Below are 24,690 nucleotides of genomic sequence, written 5' to 3' on the forward strand. Positions count from 1 at the left end.
AAGGCGCTTACTAACTTGAGTAAGCGCCTTTTTAGCGTACTTGTTGTAATAAAGCTTAAATAGCTTCTTCATCTTCCTCAGCGGTACGAATACGCACAACACGCTCAACCTCAGTGACAAATATTTTACCATCACCAATTTTTCCTGTTTGTGCCGTTTTAATTATTACCTCAATTGCACGGTCAACATCATCATCGCCCAGTACAATATCTAATTTAACTTTAGGTAAAAAATCAACCATGTATTCCGCACCACGATACAACTCGGTATGGCCTTTTTGACGCCCAAACCCTTTAACTTCAGTTACTGTCATACCTGTAATGCCTACTTCTGATAGGGCTTCACGCACATCATCAAGCTTAAAAGGTTTAATGATTGCTTCTATTTTTTTCATATTAATTACTTTTTAAAGCTACAGTTGCCTCGATTTTAGACAATCACAAGGCTCATAGCAAACAAAGTGACTGTATTACGCTGATAAAACAATCTGTCATGCTATGATTATGCTAATAAAAATAGCTATACTAAAACAATAAGTAACCTACGGGATCAATATGAAAAAAATACAATACGGATTCACTTTACTAGAGCTGATGGTGACTGTGGCTATTGTAGGCATTATTGCCACAATTGCATTGTGGAACAGTAGCGACATGCTAGAGGAAAACCGCGCCGAGAACTTTCTATTAGAACTAAAACGTAATATTAGTTATGCACGCGCGCAAGCGGCAAGCACCGATGAAATAGTCGTTGTATGTCCTGCTTCTAGCGCTAATGTTGCAAGCAATCAGCCAACTTTAACTTGTCAAAGTCAATGGGGAGCGACGAGTAGTGTTATTTTATTTGTCGATGCTGATCGTGATGGCAACTACAAAAAAGATAATGATAGCCTATTGCGTGTAATGGAGGCCGTTTCTAGAAATGATATAGTGGAATATAGCGGTAAAGTTAACAGCCTTCGTTTTAACACCAGTGGCCGCATTACCACAAGCCCTGGGGATTTTATATATTGCCCTAATAGCGATAACGAGAATAATAAAGCATTAACTGTATCTCAATCGGGCACTGCCTTTTACGTTGGAGACACCAACCTTAAGTGCAGTTAAAAACAAGCTCCATATTGTTATTTTTTGATTGTTTACTAAACTAAAATAATCACCTCTCCATTTAAGGCTTCAGGGATGAAGTTAATAACATATTCAACTAAGCATAATGGTATAACCTTACTTGAGCTAATGGTAACAATTGCTATTGTGGCTATTATTAGCCAGCTTTCTATGTGGTTTTTTCCTGATTTTTTAGCGCTAAACCGTGCAGACAACCAGGTTAACTTATTACATCGCAATATAAACTATGCTCGCCTTTACGCCATAGAAAACGGTACATACGTTACTTTATGCGCGTTAAAAAACAATGAATGTCAAAAAGGTGATTGGGAGGAGCAAATATCGTTATTTATCGATAACGATAAATCTACTTCTCTTAATAACGATGAGCTAATGCTAAGCACCTTTGAACACACCCATGAGTTTGATAGCTTAGAGTACCCCCGAGAGGCACTTACTTTTAGGCCCGATGGCTCATTAAACGGTTTTCAAAATGGGACTTTTATATATTGCCCTAATAGCGATAAAGCCAATCTGGAAGGATTGGCTTTATCTGTAAGTCAAACTGGTAGAATTCGTATTAAATCAACTGATAAATGCCAGAAGAAATAGCTACCTTCCCCAGCAGTAATCTACATCGCCACTGCCAGTTTTTCCTTTAAGCCCAGTGTCGGTAATCCATATTTCTTTACAATTATTGTCCCCTTTCACCGAGCCTGCAATGGGCTTTGCTGTGATTGTAAAAGTATTTTTATCAACGACTTTAATCGTTAATTCAAAATGCCCATTCTCTGTTTTACTTTGAATCCCTAAATCACTCGCTAATTCTGTATATTCTCTGTTATCTACAAAGTACTGCTCTTGCTTATTAGCTGCATCTAATAATGCAGCAACTGCCTCTGCACGCGAAGCACGCTTCACATACTCTGTATAATTAGGCAATGCAATTGCTGCAAGTATACCGACGATAGCAACTGCTATCATCAGCTCAATTAAGGTAAATCCATGTTGCTTTTTATTCATTTAAACACCCTTAATCATCTTAATTAGATTTGATTTCGTCGTTTTCTTCGCGCTTATAAATGTAAGTTTGCTGGGTTTTAAAACCAAAACCGACAGACTCCTTATTTACTAATTGTATTTTTCCGTCTACTACTTTTAACCCCGGCCCAATAACATCCACTGGTCTCATTGGGTTTTGAGCATCTTTACCTTTTATACCCGGGCCAATTAAATAAAATTGGCTTTCCTGTTTTACATCAACGGTCGGGTTATCGTCACATTTACCATCACCATTGCCATCAGCACACGACGGTCCTTCACCAAAGTACAGTTGCGGGGTATCGGGTACGTCGTAACTGGTCGAAAATTTCAGCTCGTCGTATACCTTAGTGCCGTAATGTAAATGAAACGCATACAGTGAGCCTCCACCACCACTAAGTGAACACTGATTTACTGTTGCTGTATCTGAAGCCGGAGTAAACGAGGTAAAGTACGCCACTCCACCCACAACTGTAGCTGCGGCAAGTGATTTTTCACCGGTTGCTAATTCATATCGCCAACCTTTAACTTTAGCTAAATCAGCCTCTAGTTCAATAAACCCATCTACATCGTCTAATAAACTACCAAATGGGTCGCTATTCATCAGCATTAAATCAGATGCCTTGATTGTTGCTGGTGCCCCTGTTTTAAATGACTTAGTCACTGTATTTTCATCTCGAATCATAAATAACTGATCTTGCTCATTAGTATCAGTCGGTTTAGAGCGATTACCACTACCTATAACTATGGCATCGTAAGGAGTATCTAAACGCGTGGTAACTACTTCCCCTTTTTCGCCGGTGGTTTGAGTCACTTTACTAAACATAGTGCGCGCAACTAATGGCTTGTAAAAAAAACGCCTATCTTGGGTAGCACTTGTACTACCTAGCTCAGCTAATTTAAAATGGCTGAACTCACTAGTATCACTGCCCGGCATATCAATCCGCCAAATATTACCACCTGTATCTGACGCATAAATTCTATCTATATAGCCGTCATAATCAGAGTCGAGTGTGGTTAAATCGGCTGCAATACTGTGCTTGCCTGTAAAGCCATTTTCACCGGGTGTTAATGCCCAAACTTTTTTACCTGTTTTAGCTTCAACAATATAAATACCGCGGCCAGTCTTATCCTCACTACGAATAGCAGCATCTTTATTTGTATCGTAACCAGCACCAAATACAAGCAGAGGCTTATCGCCAAATGCTTTTATGTAGGCTATTTGTGGTTTAGACCAACTTTGAGCAAGTTCAGTAAAGTCGCCTTTCCCGCCTTCAATTGGTTTATCCCAGAGTTTTTTCGGAGCATTTGGTGCTGTAATATCTAGTGCATAGTAGTTTTTACCACCACGGCGCATTCCTGCAAAAGCCCATACTTCATCGCCTTTGCTTGCATCTATAATGCCGTCATTTAATCCTTCACCGTTTAAACTTTTATTACTAAAATAAACACTGATTGCTCCATCCATACCATAAACTTTAGTTTCAGCCTGGTTTTCACGCAGTGGTTTAATAATCTTGTATAATGCAGAGGGAATAAATGCCCAACTCTCACTCACTGTATTACCTGCGTCTTTAAACATATGTAAAAAGCCAGCATTAGTGCCAATAAGCAAACGAACGTCATCATTACCGTAATCAATTGCTACAGGTTTAGAGTGCAGCGGATCGCCAAAAATATCTTGTCGTTGGTCTTGCTTTGAGCCGTCTCTGTCCTCATCATCAACATCAACCCCCATCGCCCATTTTATATCATCACTTGCTAAGCTAAGTGTATTATCTGGAGTCGTATTAAGAATATCACTTACCACTGTAGGGCTAAATTTAACAAGCGCTCCTTGGTTCTCGGTATATAAGTTACGACTTTGGGTATCTAAAGTAGTTAAATGTAAATTAACCCCTCCCTGCGCTACTGCATTACCATCAGCAGGCTGATTACTTGGCAGCCAGAACGTTTTTGCATCTTTGCTAATTAAACCATTATCATCCAGCGCTCCTTTAGCCGTTGAATCAACTATTTGATCACCCGAAACTTTTAATTTTTTTAAGTTACCACTCCAGCGAGCGCCGGTTTCAGGGTAAAACATGGCAAAGTAAATCGCATCACGACTACGGGTTTGATCCACGTTATTACTCGCCACTGACGGTGACGAAAAACTGTCGTTTACTTCGCGAATTCGCGAAATGGTATTTTTTAACGCATCAGATAGCTGTGCTGAGGTATTTGCATGTAAGTATTGCCCGCCACCATACTCTGCCGTTTTGCCAAGAATCGTTTTACCTTTGCTGCTCATGCCGGTACCAAAACCTATAGTGAAGACTCGTCCTTGGTCATGCACATTTGGCGTTGCAGGATATAAATCCACCTCAACATCTTTAGTACCATGAATCGCTTTTGCTAATACGGCTAAATAATTACTATGGTAGATTGGATAATCAGTTGAATTAAAAGTATTTTTATACAGCGTTTTAATATTATTATCTCTGCTTGAGTCGTTAGTTGGGTCACCGTCACTCATCATGATCACATTCACACTATTATCACATCGTAGTGGCTCACCTGTAACTGGCATAAAAGGTGATTTATAAACTTCTGAACTACTGGACGTTTCTGCGGCTTTATCTCTATCATTTACACCTTCTGCATAGTCAATTTCTTGACCTGTAATATATAAATAAGCTTCCCATAATGTTTCACTTAATGGGGTAGATCCGCTGGCTGGCAAATTATCAATTTTGTCTAATAAAAACTCTCGCTCAGCTGCTATTCTTGCTAGTACATAGCCTCCATCGCTGCTACGAAGACGCATTAAACCGAAGTCTATATCGACGTTATCGTTTACAAGTTGAGTAATTGCATTACGAGCAACATCAATCCGCCTATCATGACATTCTGGCACATATTTATTGCCTTCTTTGATATAGCACTGTTCACTATCTGAGTAACTGCTTTTACTTTCAAAACAAGTGGTTCTGTCATATCTATTATTCTTATTTTTCTTTTTTTTATAACAACTCTGATTATTGCCATTAATAACACTCCAATCCATACTACCTGAAGTATCAAAGATAAATAGCACCCTTGGCTTTTCATTAGTTTCTACATCATAATTTACATAAAGCTCTATATCTTCAGCAATAACCGACATACTTATGGCCAACCCCACCAATGAGGCTAACACTATATTTAATTTAAACTTCATTTTAAATCCCCTTACCTGTGCTAGCCATTTCTTGGGCTACACCAGTAACTATGGTTAGTTGATGCTTACTTTTTGAGCCATATTCTATAGTGGTAGCTACTTGCACCATATTGCAGGATACTCCTGCGGTAAAATTAAATCGGCGCGGGCATTCTAAATTGAGCGCCCCTTTATTTAAGTTAATCATTTTACTTTGCATGTCATTGTGCTTAGCTATTACCATGCCACTCTCATCGCCTGATGCAATGCTGGTTACTTCGTCTGGGGTTAAAAAAAACTGATTGCCTGCCCCCTTATTTGCTTCACCCGAAATCATCCGCTGCACTTCGCCAATCAACTCATTTTCAGCAACTTCACGCTCTTGAGCTGCATTGGTGATTTTAATATCTATAGTGCTACTACTCATTAATGTTACAGCGATGCCTGTTACAGCTATTACCATTATCAATGCTGTAATAAGCACTACACCCCGCTGTTTATTCGGTATATTTTTTAAATGCGCCATAAGTTAGCCCCCACATTATTTAAACGAATAGTGGTAGTAAATACCGTACGTCTGTAATTATCGGTAAATGTTAGCTCTCGTTTATCGCTATCTTCACCCAGTATATATTTTTGATTTTTAATTTTAACTCCAGGATCGGGTTGCAATGCTCTAATCAATAAAAATAATTGTACGGTTAAAATGCCTTTTCGATTTTCCCAATCAGTGGAAGTCATGTCGTTAATGCTGCGGTAAGTATCTACTCGACTATCATTGGTAGTGTCTAAACCAAATACAAAACGCATGTTTTCAACCCCTTCCATAATAGTCTCTGCTCTTACCTCGTCCGCTACTAAACGCTCTCTCATTAACGCTGGTACAGTCAAGCTTTGATTATTTACTGTATATGTTTGCTCAGTAATATAATAAGTATGATGGCTATAAGGCCATACTGTCGCATTTGTATTTAATGTACTTTGATCAACAACTCCGCGTACAAATTGTGCTTGCTCTTGTTCGGCAATAAAGTAGTTTTGATTTATTTGTGTTTCATTAGTCCCTGCCTCTACCGTAAGCTGATTTCCTTGCAAAAATTTAAGCTGGAGAATGTCGGTGCCCTTAATTGGATCATTAATACAATTCAGCTCTTCTGTATCATCAGCCGTTTTAGCATATATAGTTCTAAAATTACTGCTGCTGGCTAAATCTGGAAAACTGCCGTTATTTAAGCCTTCAAAACAATCGTTTGTTGGAGCTGGTAAAGTTGATGTGTTTCCAGCTGTAAATGAATCTTCATAATAGGTTCCCCAAAAACCAATTTGCTCAATATCGCGCTGCATTATATTAATTGCAAGGCGACCCGACTCTTGTAGTTCGCCTATGGTCATAGTGTCTTTAGTAGTTACCTTCATACCAATATAAGTAAACATAACGCCACCGAGTACTAACCCACCTATAAATAGCGAAATCATTACTTCTATGAGCGTAAAACCTGTTTGTTTCATGCTAGCTCCTCACATAAATATAGCTAGTTAATACCACTAATCGACGTTTTTTATCTGCAGTACCACAGCTAACATCTCCTGTTGCATCACTTGCTTTAAACTCTTGACGACCTTGCCAGGAGATTACTACCTCTAAATTAAATGCTTTACCGCCAGTGCCGGCCACTCCTGCCGGGTTTATACACACAGTCGCATCATCTAATGAGCCGGTATTTTCACGAGCACGAATGGCGCGTTTCCACTGTTCAATATCGAGTAACGCTATTTGCGCCGCAGTGCATGAACCGGAAAAACACGTAGTTGACGACGCTATTGGCGTTTCACTGGTTAATGTTTGTTTATAATGAGTAGCTAACTGAGGACTGTCGTTGGCTCGAATGCGCTGAATAATGTCGTTACCTAAAGCCACAGCGGCGGCGCGCTGCATAGAGTCAAAACTGGCTTGTTTGGCTTTTGCTTGCAGTGCAACGGCGCCTAACAAACCAAAGCTGAGGATGATAAAAGCAATAAGTACTTCTATTAAAGTGAAGCCTTTGCGTCGCTTAATTGGGTGTGAATGCATAATAAAACCAAATAAATATTATCTAATTATAAGTGTATGCAAATAAAATATAGATTCAAGAACTACTAAGACTAACGGTTGATTTTGTTGATAAACGGTTAATAAACACTGTTTTTGCCAAAATAGCTTTATAGTAAATGAGTTAACACAAGGTAGATTTAACTGTTTTTAGCTCGCGGCGACTAACCGCCAACAGCTCTTGGCAATTTTGTAGTTCAATAGCATGGCTACCGCTACTTAATGAGTGCAGAGCAACCACCTTATTTTTATTTACTAACGTATTGCGGTGTACTCTTAAAACATGTGTGGGATAAAGGGTTTCTAATTGTTTTAAACTTTGCTCTATAAGCGCACTGCCCCCTTTAAATACCATTTTTGTATATTTTTCTTCAGCAGCAAAATAATAAATACACTCCATTTCTATACTTTTTAATGTGCCCGCGAGCTGATACGTAATTTTTGTTGTTTGTTGTTTTTGTATATGTACTTTATTTAAGCGCCCAAGTTGTTCAACTACTTTTTGTAATGATTGCGCCGATACAGGCTTTACCAAATAACCCGCCGCATTTAATTGCAATGCGTCTAGCGCGTGCTCAGGGTGCGCGGTAATAAATACTATGGCGGGTGGAACTGCAAGTTTGTTAAGCTCACTTGCTACCTCCAAGCCATTAATACCCGGCATATCAACATCTAAAAACACTAAGTCAGGCTGGTTTACTTTACTTAACGCAAGTGCTTCTGTGCCATTGCTCGCTTCATTTTGTACAACTATATTTTGAGCCGCCAATAAACGTACTAAACGCGCTCTAGCTAAGGGTTCATCATCAACAATAATTACATTCATAATTGACTCTCAATATGTTTAGGGATCACTACTTTTACTCTAAATACGCCATTTTTATTAGCAATAGTGAGCTGCGCTTTACCCTTGTAATAAATATTAAGTCGTTGGCGAATATTTTCCAGCGCCATGCCGTTACTTGGCCGAGTATTAGTGGTTGCCACGGCTATTGGGTTAGTGACTATAATAGTTAAATAGCCACTTGTAACATGCAGCTCAACTTTAATGACAGCGCCTGTTTCGCTAGGCTCTACGCCATGGCACACGGCATTTTCAATTAAAGGCTGCAAAGTTAAACAGGGAATATTAAGCGCGGGAAGCTCATTGGGTATTTGCCAATCGAGCTTTAAGCGGTTACCAAAACGCCATGCTTCTAGTGCAACATATTGCTTGCTAAGGGTTATTTCGTCCTCTAATGGCACACTTTGCCCTGAGCGCATTGCCGCTTGAGATAAGGCAGCTAAGGCTAAAATAGCCTGCTCAGCTGCGGTTGCATCATGATGGGTAAGCTCTGCAGCGGTATTTAAACTGTTATATAAAAAGTGTGGGCGAATACGTGCTTGTAATGCATCAAGCTCTGCGCGGGCAAGCGCTTTAGTTTGCTGCTCTTTTTCAAAATAAATTAATAAAAACTGGACGAATAAAGCAGTCAGTAAAGCCACTATAATACAATTACGAAGTATGAAATAAATTAGGCTATTTGTATCATCTATATCAAAAGCAAAATGAGAAAATAAAATACTAAAAATGCATGTAGATAATAAAAAAAAGACAAAAAACAAACTTAACTGAAAAGTTTGAGTACGTTTTTGTAAAAAAAACCTACAGAAGTATAAAGAAGAGGTACTGACTAACACTATTAAGTGTAAAAATAAGCTTATTATTCCAAGGCGAAGCCAAATATCACCTTCTACATTGGGTGCAAAAGCCAGAACAATAGCAACAACTTGCGATACAACTAACGAGGCTAGTACGCCTCGCTCATTAAAAAGAGCCGAAAAAAGCAACCCATCCACTTGTGGCGATTTGCTCATAACGGCTCCCTTTTAAGCTAATTAATTAAATATATATTTAATTTAGATTAGCGCAGCTCAATAGGAACAGCAAATACAATGTTCTCTTCTTCGCCAGGATTTTCAGTAACTTGATTGCCACCAAGCTCTTTTAAGCGGGTTATAACCTGTTGCACTAACACTTCAGGTGCTGATGCTCCTGCGGTTACCCCTACAGCATTAACACCAGTAAACCATGACTCTTGCACGTTTGTGGCATCGTCAATTAAATAAGCTTTAGTGCCCATTTTATCGGCAAGTTCACGCAAACGATTTGAGTTAGAGCTGTTTTTAGCGCCAACCACTAACAACACGTCTACTTTGTCGGCTAAGTCGCGAACGGCGTCTTGACGATTTTGCGTTGCATAACAAATATCATCTTTGCGCGGCCCATCAATAGCAGGGAACTTAGCGCGCAGCGCATCAATTACATCAGCAGTATCATCTACCGAGAGCGTTGTTTGACTGCAGTAAAATAAGTTGTCAGCATTTTTTACATTCAACTTAGCTACGTCTTCTACGGTTTCTACCAGGTAAATACCGCCGTCGTCATTGCCATACTGCCCCATGGTGCCCTCAACTTCTGGGTGTCCTTGGTGGCCAATTAAAATACACTCTATGCCTTTGCGGCTCGCACGGGTTACTTCCATATGTACTTTAGTAACCAGTGGGCAGGTCGCATCAAATATTTTTAAGTCACGACGCTTTGCTTCGGTGCGTACCGCTTGCGATACGCCATGCGCACTAAATATAACTATGCTGTCGTCAGGTATCTGATCAAGCTCTTCGACAAATACCGCACCGCGGCTTTTTAAGCCGTCAACCACATAGCGGTTATGCACCACTTCGTGGCGTACGTAAATTGGCTTTTCAAAAATATCTAAAGCGCGCTCAACAATACTAATAGCGCGATCAACCCCTGCGCAAAAGCCTCGTGGGTTGGCTAGTAATATTTCCATTAACCTTGCACCTCAATAATATCTACTTCAAAGGTTAAACGCTGACCCGCTAGCGGGTGATTAAAATCAATCGTTACCGACTCGCCTTGCACTTCGCGCACTAACCCCGGAAGCTCGGTACCGTCAGGCTGAGTAAACGCTATTATAGCACCTACTTTAGCTGGGGTTTCTGGGCCAAACTTACTGCGATCAACATAGTAAATATTATCTGGATTTGGCTGACCAAATGCATCTTCTGGTTCTAGCTCAAAGGTTTTGCTCTCACCTGCGTTTAAGCCTAATAAACACTTTTCAAAGTTAGCTGTTAAGCTACCATCGCCCATAGTTAACTTAGCAGGCTTGTTATGCACTTTGGTTGAGTCGGCAGCAGAGCCATCTTCTAACTTAATAGAAAAATGAAAAATAACCTGTGAGTTTTCACCAATTACAGCTTGGCTCATGCTTTATGCTCCTTCGGACTTTCGCCTGTAAAGGCGTCAAATAATAATAATGCTGCACCAATACAAATAGCGCAATCTGCAACATTAAATACCGGAAAATGTGAGTTTTCATAAAATACGTGTATAAAGTCAATTACATAACCGTATGCAATACGGTCGTATAAGTTACCAATTGCACCGGCAAGTACCAATGAATAGGCAGCGCATAATACTTTATTAGTTGCTGGCAGGCGCTTTAACCACCACACCAGCAATCCACTAATAGCAATTGCAATAGCACTTAAAAACCAACGTTGCCAACCACCCGCATCACTTAAAAAACTATAAGCTGCACCGTAGTTATGTACATAAGTAATACTAAAAACAGGCAGTAAATTAATCGACTCTTGATAAGCCATACTACTTACAACAAGTGTTTTACTAGCAAAGTCTACTACTAACAGCAGTAGACTTAACCATAGCCACACTAAACCACTTTTTTGGGCTAGTTTGCTCACTAATTAACTCCTAAGCGAATTGACGTTGCTCGCCTTCACCGTCAACATTGCTTACACAGCGTCCACAAATTTCAGGGTGAGCAGGCTCAACACCTACATCAGCGCTATAATGCCAACAACGCTCACACTTTTGTGCGTCGGTTGCAGCAACACTAATATAAAGACCATCAATTTCGGTAGTTTGTGCATCTGCCGGCTGGCTATCAACTTCGGTTACGTTTACTGCTGATGTTAAAAATACAAAACGCAGCTCGTCGCCAAGTGCTAATAATTTAGCTGCGAGCGCTTTGCCTGTATATAAATTAACAGTTGCTTGGAGCGTTGCACCAATCACTTCTTCTTTACGTGCAGCTTCTAATAGGCGGTTTACTTCATCGCGCACTGTTAGAATTTCTAACCAATCATCGTTACTAAATTGGCTGTTAGTAGGAGCTTGTAAGCCTTCGTACCAGGTTGATGTAAATACGTAGTCACTACGCTCACCCGGTAATGCTTCCCAAATTTCTTGAGCAGTAAAGCTCATAATTGGTGCCATCCAACGCGTCATTGCTTCAGCAATATGGTACAGCGCTGTTTGACAAGAACGACGTGCGTGGCTGTCACTCTTAGCTGTGTATTGGCGGTCTTTAATTACGTCTAAATAGAACGAGCCAAGCTCACCGGTACAAAAGTTCATTAGCTTTTGCGTTACTAACAGCATTTGGTAGCTATCGTAGGCAGCTAAAATTTCTGTTTGTAATTGTGCTGCACGGCCAACAATCCACTTATCAAGCTCAACCATATCATTAACAGCTACTTGATCTGTTTTTGGATCAAAACCATTTAGGTTAGCTAATAAGTAACGACTAGTGTTACGAATTCGGCGGTAACGATCTGCTGAGCGGTTAAATATTTCATCCGACACCGTCATTTCTGCGGTGTAATCAGTAGAGGCAACCCACAAGCGTAAAATATCGGCGCCTAGTTTATTCATCACATTTTGTGGTGAAATAACATTACCTAACGACTTAGACATTTTACGACCGTTTTCATCAACGGTAAAACCATGAGTAAGTACTTGGCGGTATGGTGCATGGCCGTTAATAGCGACCGATGTCATCATAGACGACATAAACCAACCACGATGCTGATCAGAACCTTCAAGGTATAAATCGGCAGGACCAGTTAAGTCTTCACGCGCATCAACAACACACGCATGCGATACGCCCGAGTCAAACCATACATCGAGAGTGTCTTGCACTTTCATGTATTGCTTAGCATCTTCTTCACCTAACAGTGTCGCTGGGTCTAAATCGTACCATGCTTGAATACCTGACTTTTCAACCAATTGTGCTGCTTGTTCAATTAACTCTTGCGTATTTGGATGAATAGCACCGGTGTCTTTATCAGCAAACAATGCAATTGGTACACCCCAAGTACGTTGGCGTGATATACACCAATCTGGACGGCCCTCAACCATGTTTGCAATGCGGCTTTCGCCCCACTCTGGTAACCACTGCGTGTTTTTAATTTCGTTTAATGAATCTTGACGCAAATTAGCCTGATCCATACTAATAAACCACTGTGGTGTAGCACGGAAAATAATTGGCGTTTTATGACGCCAGCAATGTGGATAACTATGCGTAATAGCATGGTGATGCATTAATGCGCCATGCTCTTTAAGCACTTCAACAATGCTCGCGTTAGCTTTAAACACATGCTGACCGGCAAATAACTCAGTGTCTGGCAAGTACACACCATTTGCGCCAACCGGGTTAGCCACTTCTAGTTTGTATTCAAGTCCAGCCACGAAATCTTCTTGACCATGCCCTGGAGCCGTATGTACAACACCCGTACCTGAGTCGGTCGTAACATGTTCAGCTACAATTACAGGAACACTAAAGTCATAAAAAGGGTGTGCTACTTGTAAATTTTCAAGCGCCGCACCTTTAACATAACCTAATACATGAAAGTTATTAAAACCAAAACGGTCCATTGCATCTTTAACGAGCTCAGAGCCTAATATTAAGCGTTGCTGCTTACCTTCATCTTCAACTTGTACTAGTGCATATTCTAATTCTGCATGTACTGCTACTGCTCGGTTAGCAGGCAGCGTCCACGGAGTGGTAGTCCAAATAACAGTACCAACTTTACCTGTACCTTTATGACCATCAGCTAAATCAAACGCACTTACTACTGCGTCTTGGTCGTTAAAAATAAAGCGTACGTCTATTGCTGGTGATTGCTTATCTTGGTATTCAACTTCGGCTTCGGCTAAAGCAGAACCACAATCTGTACACCAATGCACAGGCTTAGCGCCTTTATGTAAATGGCCTTTTTCAATAATACGACCAAGTACACGAATAGCATTCGCTTCAAAGTCAAAGTTCATGGTTAAGTAAGGCTTATCCCAATCGGCAAATACACCTAAACGTTTAAAGTCGACCTTTTGACCTTCAACTTGCTTTTTAGCGTATGCACGGCACTTTTCGCGAAACTCGCTCGCGGTTACTTTAACGCCTGGCTTGCCAACTTTTTTCTCAACCATTAACTCTATTGGTAAACCATGACAATCCCAACCAGGTACTAATGGCGAGTCAAAGTCAGATAAGGTTTTAGACTTAACAATAATATCTTTTAATATTTTATTTACTGAATGGCCTAAATGGATATCGCCGTTTGCATACGGAGGTCCATCATGCAAAATAAAGGTTTTTTTACCTTTTTTAGCACTGCGAATTTGACCATATAGGTCGTCTTCATACCATGCTTTTAGCATTTTTGGTTCACGTTGTGCCAAATTGCCACGCATTGGAAACGGTGTTTCCGGTAAGTTCAAAGTATGTTTATAGTCGCTCATTAATCCTACATTCCGTATCTATCGGCTACCTAATTTAAACCAAAACACTGCTTAGCGGCGGCAACGTCAGTTGCTATTTGCGCCGTTAATTGTGTTAATGTCTCGAATTTTTTCTCATCGCGGAGTTTTTTAATCAACTCCACATGCATAAATTGTCCATAAATGTCTTGTGCAAAATCAAAAAGATGAACTTCTAATAAGGCACGAGTTCCATTAAAGGTGGGCTTATTGCCTATATTGGCAACCCCATAAACTTGTTTCCCTGCTATGGTTGCTTGCACAGCAAACACCCCATTTACCGGGCAAACTTGACGTTTAAGCGCTATATTTGCGGTTCTAAAACCCAGCTCTCGGCCACGTTTCCAACCATGTATAACACGCCCTGAAATGGCATAGTTGTGACCAAGCATTACCTTTGCAGTGCTTAAATCACCAGCGGCAAGCGCTTCACGAATTAAAGTACTGCTTACTCTAGCATTTAATTGGCGAAAACTCGCGGTGCTTTTAACATCCATGCTCGCTTGTTTGCCCATACTTACTAGTAAGTCAAAATTACCTTGTCGCTGCTTGCCAAATCTAAAATCATCACCAACCGTTAATGCTTTAACGCCTAGCTTTTTAATTAAAATATCACTAACAAATTGCTCTGCATGCATATTTGCAAATTGCTGATTAAAGCTAATACAAATAACTCGTTCAATACCTAACTCGCTGAGCAATAGCAGTTTATCTCGTAAGCGAGTTAAACGCGCTGGCGCATTACTTTTAGCAAAAAACTCTTGTGGTTGAGGCTCAAACAACATTACCGTACTAGGTAAATTATTTGCTTTAGCATCAATAAGTAAGCCTTTTAATACTTCAGCATGACCTAAGTGAACACCATCAAAATTACCAATAGTAAGCACACAACCAAAATGTTGTGAGCGAATATTGTGTATACCTCTAATTAACTCCATGCCACCCAATGCCTTTTTAAGCGAGTTATTAATTCACAACTCAAAATTGAATGAAGTTGCAGAGTTGCCGATTATAATCTTTTTTTTAGTTCGATTCAGTAATTGCTACACTTTTTATCGTATTTAGTCGCACACCCATCAAAAATAACAGCGTAAAGTAACTTAACCCTGCAATTGCTAGCAACACTAGGAGTAAAATAACCTGTTCGCTAAAGTGCCAAGTCGTCCAACTATACTGCTCGCTGGTAAACCAAACCAGTAACCCCATAACAATACTTGCAACAAAGCATTTAAGGGTAAAATATAAGCTCATTGACGAAAACTGATACACATTTTCTTTTTTAAGCTGCCTGTAAAGCAAAAATGCATTACAACTTGCCGACATTGAAGTAGCTAATGCCAATCCTAAATAGCCAATAAAAGGCGCAAGCATTATATTAAACACCATATTAAGTACCAAGGTAATAATACCAATGCGCACTGGGGTTTTAGTATCTTGGCGGGCGTAAAATCCAGGGGCTAATACCTTTATTAGCATAAAGCTGACTAAACCAACCGAATAAGCCATTACCCCTAAGCTCACCGCTTTAACATGATCAATCCCCGCTTCTTTAAATGCACCATGATCAAACAACACAGTAATAATAAGTGGGCTAATAATCATTAACCCTATCATAGCAGGCAGGCCCAAAAATATTACAAAACGCACCCCCCAATCTAAGGTATGCTGAAAATCACTGCTTTTTTTACTACTGTGTAATTTTGACAGTGCCGGTAAAATAACCGTTGCTATACCAATACCAAATAATCCCAGCGGAAACTCTATTAAACGGTCTGAGTAATACAACCAAGCAATTGAGCCGGTCATGAGTAATGAAGCAATAACGGTATCGAGCAATAAGTTTATTTGGCTAATAGAGACCCCAAACAAAGCAGGCAGCATTAATTTACGTACTTTTTTTACATTTTCGTCTTGCCAAGCCCAGCGCGGGCGCGCCAACATTTTTGCCCGATATAAAAAAGGTAACTGAAACAGTAACTGCACCACACCACCAATAAATACACCGATAGCTAATGCATAAGCACCTACCGAAAATTGGTCATGTAAAAAAATAGCACACAAAATAATAGATATATTTAATAACACTGGGGTAAACGCAGCCACAGCAAAGCGGTTATATACATTCATAACCGCCCCACTTAGCGCCACAAGGCTTACAAAAAACAAATACGGAAATGTCAGCTTTAACAATGCACTGGCAAGTTCAAACTTTTCGCCATCAGGGCCACCTTGCCACCAATCTATAAACCAACCTGTGCCAAATAGTGCAGCAATAACCGGAGACGCAACCACACCTACAATTGTCACTATTAATAAAATAGTGCCTAAGGTTCCTGCTGCTTGCGCAACAAAAAGTTTAACCTTGTCGTCGCCTTGCTGCTCTTTTATTTCGCTTAATACAGGTACAAATGCTTGAGCAAACGCACCTTCTGCAAATAAACGACGTAAAAAGTTAGGAATTCGATTAGCAAACAAAAAAACATCGGCCGCAGCACCGGCTCCCAGGAGGTTTGCAACAACCGCATCGCGAACTAACCCTAAAATACGCGATATCATTGTCATACAACTAACAATCATACCGGAGCGAAATAAACCTTTTGACACCGCAAACCCACACTAAAAATCATTAAGATAAGTAATTATGCCATAGTCTTTTTTATAAATCGCTTTAAAGCACTAGGCTGAATCCTCATGCTTTGTTACAATGTCGATATTAACTGCTAGAGCGGCAAATTGATGTTCGTTATAAGGAGCAGTTTTTCTTGGATTGTCAAAATTAAATTGACATTCATGATAAAAACAGGCATATTCCACGGCCTTTAATTTAAGCTTTATTTAAGATTGTTAGGAGCAAACCTTGGCTAACATCAAGTCTGCAAAAAAACGCGCTATTACAAGCGAAAAAAACCGTCAGCACAACGCAAGTCGTCGTTCAATGATGCGTACTTACTTCAAAAAAGTAATCGTAGCTATTGAAGCTGGTGATAAAGAAGCTGCACAGCAAGCTTTTTCTGTTGCTACACCTATCCTAGACCGTTACGCAACTAAGGGTCTAATTCACAAAAACAAAGCTGCTCGTCATAAGAGCCGCATAGCTGCTAAAATTAAAGCACTATAATTTGTTTTTGCAAGAATATAAAAACCGGCCTTGGCCGGTTTTTTTTTGCTTTATATTTAATATTTACAGCATTAAACAGATATATAGCCAATTCACACAGCACCATCATCACATATTCTTATTTAGGGCAGTTGCGCTTAAATAAGCGCTTTTAATAAAATGGCGCGTAAGTTATTAAACCCCTTCTAGCTCGGGATAAAACTTTTTCAGCATAGCTGCTATTTTTTTAGGAGAGAAAGGCTTTACCACAAAACCTTTAGCCCCTTTATCAATTGCATCTTTTACATTTTCAACCCCTGAGTGCGCCGACACCATAACCACGTTTGTTTCTGGGTTCAGTTGATTAATTTGCTCAATTAACTCTTTACCATCGCCATCAGGTAACTCTATATCTAAAAAAATCATGTTATAATTTGCAGCACGACACTCATTAATACATTGTGCGGCAGTTGATGCTTCTTTTACGTTTTCTATGCCTAAATGCATCAATGTTTGGCTTAAAAAGCTGCGCACAGTACTAACGTCATCAACGATTAAAATTGCAAGCTGCGTGTTCATATTTGATCCTTATAGGCTAAAAGCAATGTTTGCAAATGCTATCATTTGCTTTAAATACAGTTATTTATTATAGAGAACTACACCAAAAAGGCCAGATTTGCTTTATGTCTACAAATACAAAAAAACAATCATTACTAGGTAAAGCACCTAGAAGTACAAAAACAACAAAAAACAAGCAAAACCGCAGTACGGCTACAAAGCCTAATAATATTAAACAAAGTGCTAATACAAGCGCTAACAATAAAGCAGCGCAAAAGTCTAAAAGCAGCTTGCTGGCCACGCTTGGACTATTACTATTTATAATAATTATAATCCCTAAGCCTACACTGCTTAGTTATCATAAATTAGGTATGGTGAGTAATAGCATTTATTGGCCTGGGGTATTTGGTTACGGCGCAACGCTCCTCGATTCAAACTTACAGCCACAGCTAGACAGTAAGCGTAAGGCACTTTATTTATGTACTGATACGGTTAACTCAAAAAGCTGTCAAAAATATAAAGTAATTGCCGATAATGGAATTATTGCGGCAATAAAAGCTTACTTTTAGCATTAAAAAAACTAATCTGAAAATTTAAAATTACTTGGTTGAAAGGTGTGCAAAAGATCAACATAATGGCGCTCCTTTTTTCAACAAATGAACTATTGAAACTACCATGCTGAACGAGCTAGATTGGCTTTTAAACACGATATTACTTGCACTAGGTTTAGGTGCATTCTTTATTAACCAACTCACATTACTGCGTATTGCCGCGGTTAGTGCCTGTGGTTTGCTATTTTTATCATTTAGCTTAGATCTTATGTCGTCGAGTATTGTTTCGAATATGAGTTTGGTGTTAATCAATACATTTTATTTGTTTAAAGTTTATACTTTTGGGCAATTTACTGTAACCCAAAATTAAGCACTTCTCCTTAGAATATTTTATAGCCCAGCTTAGCTGGGCTTTTTTTTGCCTAATATTTAACAACCAAGCTGATTGCAGCTACTGCTAACTCATTACGATAGTTAACTGCAACTGAATTAACGCCGTATAGTTACTACTTTACAACTAAAAAAGAGCCTAGTTGGCTCTTTTGCTGCTTAGCATCTCTATATTTTGTGCCTTAGCTTAATATAGGCGGCCTTTTATCTGCCCACGGAGCGGCTTGCTCTAATTGCGCGGCCAGCGTAAGCAACTGCGCCTCACTGCCATACGCACCGGCAAACTGCACACCAATTGGCAAGCCATTCTTATTCCAATGCAGTGGCACCGACATTGCTGGTAAACCTGTCATATTAAATAACGCTGCAATGGGTGATGCTTTTAATACCTGTTGCACAAATGAGTCGTAGGGTTGATTTAAACTAAGTTCACCAATTTTTGGTGGTGGCGCTGTGGTCACTGGCGTCAAAATAAAGTCGTAGTCGTTAAAAAACACGTCAAAAGCTTGCCCGCCTTGATCAAAGGCACTGCGGGCGGCTAGCATTTGCTGAGCTGTAAATTCTTTAGCCCGCTGCAGGTGTCCCCAAACAATGGCTTCAAATTCGTTTTCGCGTGCTGCACGCCCTAGTTTTAATTCTCTAGCTTGTACCGCATTAAGCATACCGCTTGAAGTGGCTATGCCCATGCCGTTAAACATTTGCTCAAGTGGCAAGGTTGGCTGTGCTACTTCAACAATATGGCCTAAACTAGTCAGTAATTTAACGGTTTTATCTAAGGCGTCGCTACAATCTTGATGCACAGGGTAACCAAACGGATGGCTTTGCATTAATGCTATTTTAAGAGGCTTTGGTTTGGCGTTAACCGCAGCTAACATATTATCGTTGGGCAGGGTAACACGCGACCCTGGCTCTGCCCCTTGTGTTAGCTGCAGCAGCAATGCACTGTCGCGCACACTGCGGGTAAGCGCATGATGAACCGATAACCCCATTGAGCTTTCTAAGTTAGTGGGGCCAGATGCCACCCGGCCACGGCTTGGTTTGAGCCCAAATAGTCCACAATGCGATGCAGGTATACGAATAGAGCCGCCACCATCGCTACCATGAGCTGCGGGTAAAACTCTCGCGGCAACCGCCACTGCAGAGCCTGCCGAGGAGCCACCACTGCTATAGCGGGTATCCCACGGGTTAAGCGTGTCGCCATGTAAGCTCGACTCACCTGTAGGCGTTTGACCAAACTCAGGACTGGTAAGCTTAGCCATAATATTTAGTCCCGCTGCTTGATAGCGATTAACTAAGGTTGAATTTTCAGCCACACGGTTATCTTTAAAAAAACGACAACCATTAGTGGTAATAGTACCGGCCATAGTTACGCCTAAATCTTTAAGCGCAAACGGCACTCCCAACAGCGGCGCGCTGGCCATTTTAGCTGTTCGCTGGGCTGTGCTTAATTGGTTTAACTTTTGTGCTTGCTCACGCGCTTGCTCAAAATGATTAACGGCTATCATATTAAGCGCAGCATTTGTTTCAAACCTTGCAATTGCACTGTCGGTTAATTCTAATGGGCTAATATCGCCTTGGCGTAATAAATCCGCCATGGTCGACATATCCCAACTGTCGTAGTCACCAAGCGGCTGTTTAGGGGTGTTTACTGTTGCAGCCGCCGATGCTTGACTTGCAAGTGATAAACCTAGCATAGACGCACCACCAATTGCGCCGCACGCCTGTATAAGTCGTCGTCTATCTAAATCTATCTTAGTCATTATTTACTACCCCATACCTTTTGTGGTGCCACAGCTTGGGCATTTAATTGATCAATCACGCCGGCAATTTCATTTACATTTAAGCGTGCGCCTTTATCAATAGTAGGCCCAGTGCGCCAGCCATCACATAATGAGATACGCCCGCCTTGCGTTTCAAATATTTGCCCTGTTACGGCAGATGATGCCTCACTGCCTAACCAAACAACCAGCGGCGCTACATTTTCCGGTGCCCAAGCATCAAAGCTATCATCTTCTGGCTTTTTCACTAGATCTGGCATTGCTGATTCGGTCATTGCGGTGCGTGCTGCCGGTGCCAATGCATTAGCAGTAATACCGTAACGCGCCAATTCCGACGCTTGTACTAAAGTAAGCGTAGCAACACCGCCTTTTGCCGCAGAATAGTTTGCTTGCCCTACCGAGCCTTGTAAGCCTGCGCCCGAGCTGGTGTTTATAATACGTGCAGCTACTGGGTTACCTGCTTTTGACTGATCGCGCCAGCGACGGCTTAAAATATTGGCTAAACAAAAGTGCCCTTTAAGGTGCACTCGCATTACCATATCCCAGGCGTCTTCATCTGAATTAACAAACATACCATCGCGCAGTACGCCGGCATTGTTAACTAGCACATGCACTTCGCCAAAAGCGGCAATGGCATCATCTACTATCTGCTGCGCCGTAGCCGTGGTAGTAATATCGCTGCTATTAGCAATCGCTTTACCGCCGGCAGTAATAATTTCATCAACCACTGCTTTTGCAGCATCAAGACGAATGTCGTTCACTACCACATTGGCGCCTTCTGCGGCAAAGGCAAGTGCATAAGCACGGCCTAATCCACCGCCACTTCCGGTAATAATAACTGTACGCTGTTGGCAAATACCCATACCTTTCTCCTTAATTATAATCGTTCAATGATAGTGACATTGGCTAAACCGCCGCCTTCGCACATTGTTTGTAGGCCATAACGCCCGCCTGTACGCTCTAATTCATGTAATAATCCGGTCATTAAGCGCACGCCGGTAGCGCCAAGGGGGTGGCCCAGTGCAATGGCACCACCATTAACATTAGTTTTTTCATGGCTGTAACCGGTTTCTTTTAGCCATGCCATTACTACAGAGGCAAACGCTTCATTAATTTCTACTAAATCAATATCATCAAGCGTAAGATTCGCTTTTTTTAATGCCGCGATAGTAGCTGGAATAGGTGCTCTAAGGTGCCAAATAGGATCATCTCCCAGCACACTAACATGATGAATACGCGCTCTTGGGGTCAGGTTATATTTTTTTAATGCGCGCTCAGACACAATAAGCATTGCTGCTGATGCATCGCACACTGAGCTCGAAACCGCTGCGGTAATACTTGGGTAAGTAGGGTCAACCGGCTCAAGTTCTGCCATTTTAGCCAAACTACTTTCTCTAGGTGTTTCATCAAATGTTAATCCTTCAATCGCCACTATTTCGCGATCAAAGCGTCCCTCTGCTGCGGCTGCTAATGCACGGCGATGACTTTCTAGCGCAAACACTTCCATATCGGCGCGGCTTATACCCCAATGTTCAGCAATGCGCTGAGCGGCATAAAACTGATTTACCGGCGCATCGCCAAAGCGGGCATGCCACAATTTACTCTCTGCAAATGGCGTACTAAAGCCAAGTGGTTGCCCGGCAAGCATTGCTGACGAAATAGGAATTTGCGTCATTGTTTGCACGCCCCCTACCGCTATCACATCTTGCGTGCCGCTCATAATCGCTTGCGCAGCAAAATGCACGGCTTGTTGCGATGAGCCACATTGTCTATCAACCGTTGTACCCGGTACATTCATTGCTAGTCCCGCCGCTAACCAACTGGTGCGGGCAATGTTTCCTGCTTGCGAGCCTATCGTGTCTACACAGCCAAAAATCACATCATCGTAATCTTCTGCTGGTATGTTATTGCGCTCAACCAAAGGCTTTAATACTGCTGCACCTAAGTCTATGGCATGCACATGGGCAAGGCCCCCTTTGCGTCTGCCTGTAGGTGTACGCAGTGCGTCTACAATATATGCATGGGTCATAGTATCGCCTCAAAAATTTTAGAAGGAGCCAAATCGACATCAGAGTTAAGTACATAATCTTGCACTCGTGCACGATGAAAAACACTGTCACCCCAGGTGTTGTTTAATGCCCAACTGCGTTTCATAAACATTTGCAGGTCTACTTCCCAGGTATAACCCATAGCACCGTGGATTTGAATCCCGTGGCGCGCTGCAAGTGCGGCTGCTTCGCTGCAAAAATTACGCGCTTGTGAAACATGCACGTCTGTTAAAGGGTGGTTATTTTCTAGTGAACACGCCGCGCGATACAGTACTGGTTTTGCAATTTCAATTTTTCCTGCTACATCAGCCAAATGGTGCTTAACAGCCTGAAAGCTACCAATTGCTTTGCCAAACTGTTTACGCTGTACACTATAATCAACGGTTAAATCGAGCATGCGCTGCGCTAAACCGAGTAATTGCCCAGCAACCGAGAGCGCCCCGCGATTAAGCGTGTCATTCCATATTTTTTTGCCCGCCTCGCCCTGTGCAATACAGGTTTCGGCTGTTGGCTGCCAAGTTACTTGCGATAAGCGGCGCGACGAATCAATACTTAAATTAACGACGTTATCCACTTGCTCACACGGTACTAAATGCACTTCATCAGCGTGTTGCATAAGTAGCACCTGCGCTAAATGTGCATCCGATACCAGCTCACTGCATTGATGGCCAATAGCTAAGCGCAGCTCACCATCACAAATTTTAGCTAAGTAATCAGCTTTACAAACCACGCTATCATCAAGGGCTGAAAATACGCCACTGCCTACATAAGCCGTATCGGCAAGCGAATCAGGAATAGCGTAATAACCTAGCTCTTGAGTCATTAATGACCACGCTATATCGCCCATTCCCAAACCACCAAACTGCTCCGGCACCGATAGCGCAGTAAGCCCTTGCTCTGCCATTTTATTTCTTAATTCGGGAGAGCGACCCGCGTCGGTTTCCCATATTTCGCGTAGTGTTTCTGGTGCTGCTTCAGTCATTAAAAAACGGCTGATAGCTTCACGAAACATTAATTGGTCTTCAGTAAAGGTAAAATCCATAGTTTCACTCGCTATCTAGGTAGGCCAAGCATACGCTCAGCAACAATATTTCGTTGAATTTCATTGGCACCCGCATAAATTGGCCCAGCTTGAGAGAATAAAAAGCCGTTTAACCAATAACCATGCTCCTCGGCAAGTGGTGCCGATGAGAGTAACTCACCACAAGTACCCAAAATATCCATCGCCGTTTGATGAATGAGCAAATCTAGCTCTGACCAAAACACTTTATTTAGGCTCGATTCAGCGCCAATTTTATCGCCATGACTAATACGTCCTACAGTGTTGTAAGCCGACAACGCATAGGCTTCTGCATCAGCCCAACATTTAGCCACCGCAGCACCAATGGCTGGGTCGCGATCGGCAGCCGCTTTGTTATCCCGGTACAGTTGTACTAGTTTGCGCACAGGTTGCTGAAAACGCGCCGGTGAGCGCAGCAACAAACCCCGCTCAAAACCTGCCGTTGCCATTGCCACATGCCAGCCTTTGCCTTCTTCGCCTATGCGGTGTTCAACCGGTACTTTGACGTTATCAAAGAATATTTCTGCAAAGGCATCTTCGCCATCCAGCGCTTTAATTGGGCGAATAGTTACGCCCTGTGCATCCAGCGGTACCATTAAAAAAGACAAACCATGGTGGCGCTGCGAACCGGCTTCTGAGCGAAACAAGCCAAATGCCCAATCGGCGTAAGTGGCACGGGTAGACCAGGTTTTTTGACCATTCACAATGTAATGGTCGCCATTGCGAATTGCTTTACTACTAATGTTGGCCATATCTGAGCCAGCATTAGGTTCAGACCAGGCTTGCGCCCACATGTCTTCACTTGATGCCATACGCGGTAAAAAATGCGATTTTTGCTGCTCCGTACCAAATTCAAGTAAAGTAGAGCCAAGTAATAGCTGGCCATTTTGATTTACTCGCCCTGGTGCACCTGCGCCGTAGTATTCTTCTTCAAAAATAAGCCAGTCAATTAAGTTACACCCGCGGCCGCCATATTCTTTAGGCCACATAACCATAGAAAAACCCGCTTTATGTAGCTTGCGCTCCCATTGGCGGTGCAGCTCAAAGCCTGCTTTGGTGTCGTAAGTGGGCAGTTTTTCTGCAGGTACATTTTCTGCAAGCCACTGACGCACTTCCATACGGAAATTTTGTTGCTCTGTTGTATAAGTTAGTTTCATAGTCGG

25 protein-coding genes are annotated in these 24,690 nt (G+C 41.6%); 5 read left to right on the forward strand and 20 right to left on the reverse strand.

Translation table 11 applies throughout. From position 1 onward, the window contains the following. Positions 1-55 precede the first annotated feature (55 nt). Positions 56-394, reverse strand: coding sequence for a nitrogen regulatory protein P-II (gene glnB, locus I6E78_RS02745; protein WP_011327621.1), 339 nt, complete (start codon positions 392-394; stop codon positions 56-58). Between the two features lie 160 nt (positions 395-554). Between glnB and I6E78_RS02750 the strand changes: the two genes are divergently transcribed. Both I6E78_RS02750 and I6E78_RS02755 read left to right on the forward strand, forming a co-directional pair. Beyond that, positions 555-1,106, forward strand: a complete 552-nt coding sequence (locus I6E78_RS02750; protein WP_197181886.1) for a GspH/FimT family pseudopilin — start codon at positions 555-557, stop codon at positions 1,104-1,106. 75 nt (positions 1,107-1,181) lie between these two features. Then, positions 1,182-1,718 carry a GspH/FimT family pseudopilin gene (locus I6E78_RS02755; protein ID WP_197181887.1) on the forward strand — a complete coding sequence of 179 codons (537 nt, stop codon included), beginning with the start codon at positions 1,182-1,184 and terminating at the stop codon, positions 1,716-1,718. Here the strand turns inward: I6E78_RS02755 and I6E78_RS02760 are convergent, their stop codons facing one another. The 13 genes from I6E78_RS02760 to murJ all read right to left on the reverse strand — a co-directional run bounded on the left by I6E78_RS02760 (position 1,719) and on the right by murJ (position 16,607). Then, positions 1,719-2,129: a type IV pilin protein gene (locus I6E78_RS02760; RefSeq protein WP_011327618.1), complete on the reverse strand. Its 411-nt coding sequence runs from the start codon at positions 2,127-2,129 to the stop codon at positions 1,719-1,721. 19 nt (positions 2,130-2,148) lie between these two features. Further along, positions 2,149-5,349, reverse strand: a complete 3,201-nt coding sequence (locus I6E78_RS02765) for a pilus assembly protein (RefSeq protein ID WP_197181888.1) — start codon at positions 5,347-5,349, stop codon at positions 2,149-2,151. 1 nt (position 5,350) lies between these two features. Next, on the reverse strand, positions 5,351-5,854 hold the full coding sequence (locus I6E78_RS02770; protein ID WP_086993274.1) for a pilus assembly protein PilX: 504 nt from the start codon (positions 5,852-5,854) through the stop codon (positions 5,351-5,353). After that, positions 5,842-6,837, reverse strand: coding sequence for a PilW family protein (locus tag I6E78_RS02775; RefSeq protein WP_197181889.1), 996 nt, complete (start codon positions 6,835-6,837; stop codon positions 5,842-5,844). The genes I6E78_RS02770 and I6E78_RS02775 overlap by 13 nt, the downstream gene beginning before the upstream one ends. Before the next feature lies 1 nt (position 6,838). Beyond that, a complete protein-coding gene (gene pilV / locus I6E78_RS02780; protein ID WP_182683964.1) occupies positions 6,839-7,399 on the reverse strand; it encodes a type IV pilus modification protein PilV in 561 nt (186 codons plus the stop codon). Positions 7,400-7,541: 142 nt separating this feature from the next. Beyond that, positions 7,542-8,243, reverse strand: a complete 702-nt coding sequence (locus tag I6E78_RS02785; protein ID WP_182678537.1) for a LytR/AlgR family response regulator transcription factor — start codon at positions 8,241-8,243, stop codon at positions 7,542-7,544. Then, a complete protein-coding gene (locus I6E78_RS02790) occupies positions 8,240-9,274 on the reverse strand; it encodes a sensor histidine kinase (RefSeq protein WP_089367923.1) in 1,035 nt (344 codons plus the stop codon). The genes I6E78_RS02785 and I6E78_RS02790 overlap by 4 nt, the downstream gene beginning before the upstream one ends. A 47-nt stretch (positions 9,275-9,321) precedes the next feature. Then, positions 9,322-10,251, reverse strand: coding sequence for a 4-hydroxy-3-methylbut-2-enyl diphosphate reductase (ispH, locus tag I6E78_RS02795; RefSeq protein WP_197181890.1), 930 nt, complete (start codon positions 10,249-10,251; stop codon positions 9,322-9,324). Further along, entirely contained in the window at positions 10,251-10,691 is a 441-nt protein-coding gene (fkpB, locus tag I6E78_RS02800; protein WP_011327610.1) for an FKBP-type peptidyl-prolyl cis-trans isomerase, read from the reverse strand. Before fkpB ends, ispH begins: the two co-directional genes overlap by 1 nt. Continuing rightward, entirely contained in the window at positions 10,688-11,188 is a 501-nt protein-coding gene (lspA, locus tag I6E78_RS02805; RefSeq protein WP_058372872.1) for a signal peptidase II, read from the reverse strand. The genes fkpB and lspA overlap by 4 nt, the downstream gene beginning before the upstream one ends. Before the next feature lie 10 nt (positions 11,189-11,198). After that, on the reverse strand, positions 11,199-14,027 hold the full coding sequence (gene ileS / locus I6E78_RS02810) for an isoleucine--tRNA ligase (protein ID WP_197181891.1): 2,829 nt from the start codon (positions 14,025-14,027) through the stop codon (positions 11,199-11,201). 29 nt (positions 14,028-14,056) lie between these two features. Next, complete coding sequence (gene ribF / locus I6E78_RS02815; protein ID WP_011327607.1) at positions 14,057-14,983, reverse strand: bifunctional riboflavin kinase/FAD synthetase; 927 nt, start codon at positions 14,981-14,983, stop codon at positions 14,057-14,059. 85 nt (positions 14,984-15,068) lie between these two features. Then, positions 15,069-16,607, reverse strand: a complete 1,539-nt coding sequence (murJ, locus tag I6E78_RS02820; RefSeq protein WP_011327606.1) for a murein biosynthesis integral membrane protein MurJ — start codon at positions 16,605-16,607, stop codon at positions 15,069-15,071. 295 nt (positions 16,608-16,902) lie between these two features. Between murJ and rpsT the strand changes: the two genes are divergently transcribed. Next, entirely contained in the window at positions 16,903-17,163 is a 261-nt protein-coding gene (gene rpsT, locus I6E78_RS02825) for a 30S ribosomal protein S20 (protein ID WP_002958225.1), read from the forward strand. A gap of 174 nt (positions 17,164-17,337) precedes the next feature. On the opposite strand, the gene I6E78_RS02830 is transcribed toward rpsT, so the two are convergent. Then, positions 17,338-17,721 carry a response regulator gene (locus I6E78_RS02830; RefSeq protein WP_011327605.1) on the reverse strand — a complete coding sequence of 128 codons (384 nt, stop codon included), beginning with the start codon at positions 17,719-17,721 and terminating at the stop codon, positions 17,338-17,340. Positions 17,722-17,825: 104 nt separating this feature from the next. Between I6E78_RS02830 and I6E78_RS02835 the strand changes: the two genes are divergently transcribed. Further along, complete coding sequence (locus I6E78_RS02835; protein ID WP_182683967.1) at positions 17,826-18,269, forward strand: hypothetical protein; 444 nt, start codon at positions 17,826-17,828, stop codon at positions 18,267-18,269. Positions 18,270-18,375: 106 nt separating this feature from the next. Further along, positions 18,376-18,621: a hypothetical protein gene (locus I6E78_RS02840; RefSeq protein WP_011327603.1), complete on the forward strand. Its 246-nt coding sequence runs from the start codon at positions 18,376-18,378 to the stop codon at positions 18,619-18,621. A 202-nt stretch (positions 18,622-18,823) separates the two neighbouring features. Here the strand turns inward: I6E78_RS02840 and I6E78_RS02845 are convergent, their stop codons facing one another. Genes I6E78_RS02845 through I6E78_RS02865 form a run of 5 tightly spaced genes read right to left on the reverse strand, consistent with a single transcriptional unit; the run spans position 18,824 to position 24,684 of the window. After that, positions 18,824-20,401, reverse strand: coding sequence for an amidase (locus I6E78_RS02845; protein ID WP_197181892.1), 1,578 nt, complete (start codon positions 20,399-20,401; stop codon positions 18,824-18,826). Further along, on the reverse strand, positions 20,401-21,282 hold the full coding sequence (locus I6E78_RS02850; protein WP_089367919.1) for an SDR family oxidoreductase: 882 nt from the start codon (positions 21,280-21,282) through the stop codon (positions 20,401-20,403). Before I6E78_RS02850 ends, I6E78_RS02845 begins: the two co-directional genes overlap by 1 nt. A 14-nt stretch (positions 21,283-21,296) precedes the next feature. Next, positions 21,297-22,448 carry an acetyl-CoA C-acetyltransferase gene (locus I6E78_RS02855; RefSeq protein ID WP_011327600.1) on the reverse strand — a complete coding sequence of 384 codons (1,152 nt, stop codon included), beginning with the start codon at positions 22,446-22,448 and terminating at the stop codon, positions 21,297-21,299. Further along, entirely contained in the window at positions 22,445-23,509 is a 1,065-nt protein-coding gene (locus I6E78_RS02860; RefSeq protein WP_197181893.1) for an acyl-CoA dehydrogenase family protein, read from the reverse strand. The genes I6E78_RS02855 and I6E78_RS02860 overlap by 4 nt, the downstream gene beginning before the upstream one ends. Before the next feature lie 11 nt (positions 23,510-23,520). Then, a complete protein-coding gene (locus I6E78_RS02865; RefSeq protein ID WP_089367917.1) occupies positions 23,521-24,684 on the reverse strand; it encodes an acyl-CoA dehydrogenase family protein in 1,164 nt (387 codons plus the stop codon). Positions 24,685-24,690 lie beyond the last annotated feature (6 nt).

The organism is Pseudoalteromonas sp. NZS127 (genome assembly GCF_015864805.1).
Lineage (GTDB): Bacteria > Pseudomonadota > Gammaproteobacteria > Enterobacterales > Alteromonadaceae > Pseudoalteromonas > Pseudoalteromonas nigrifaciens.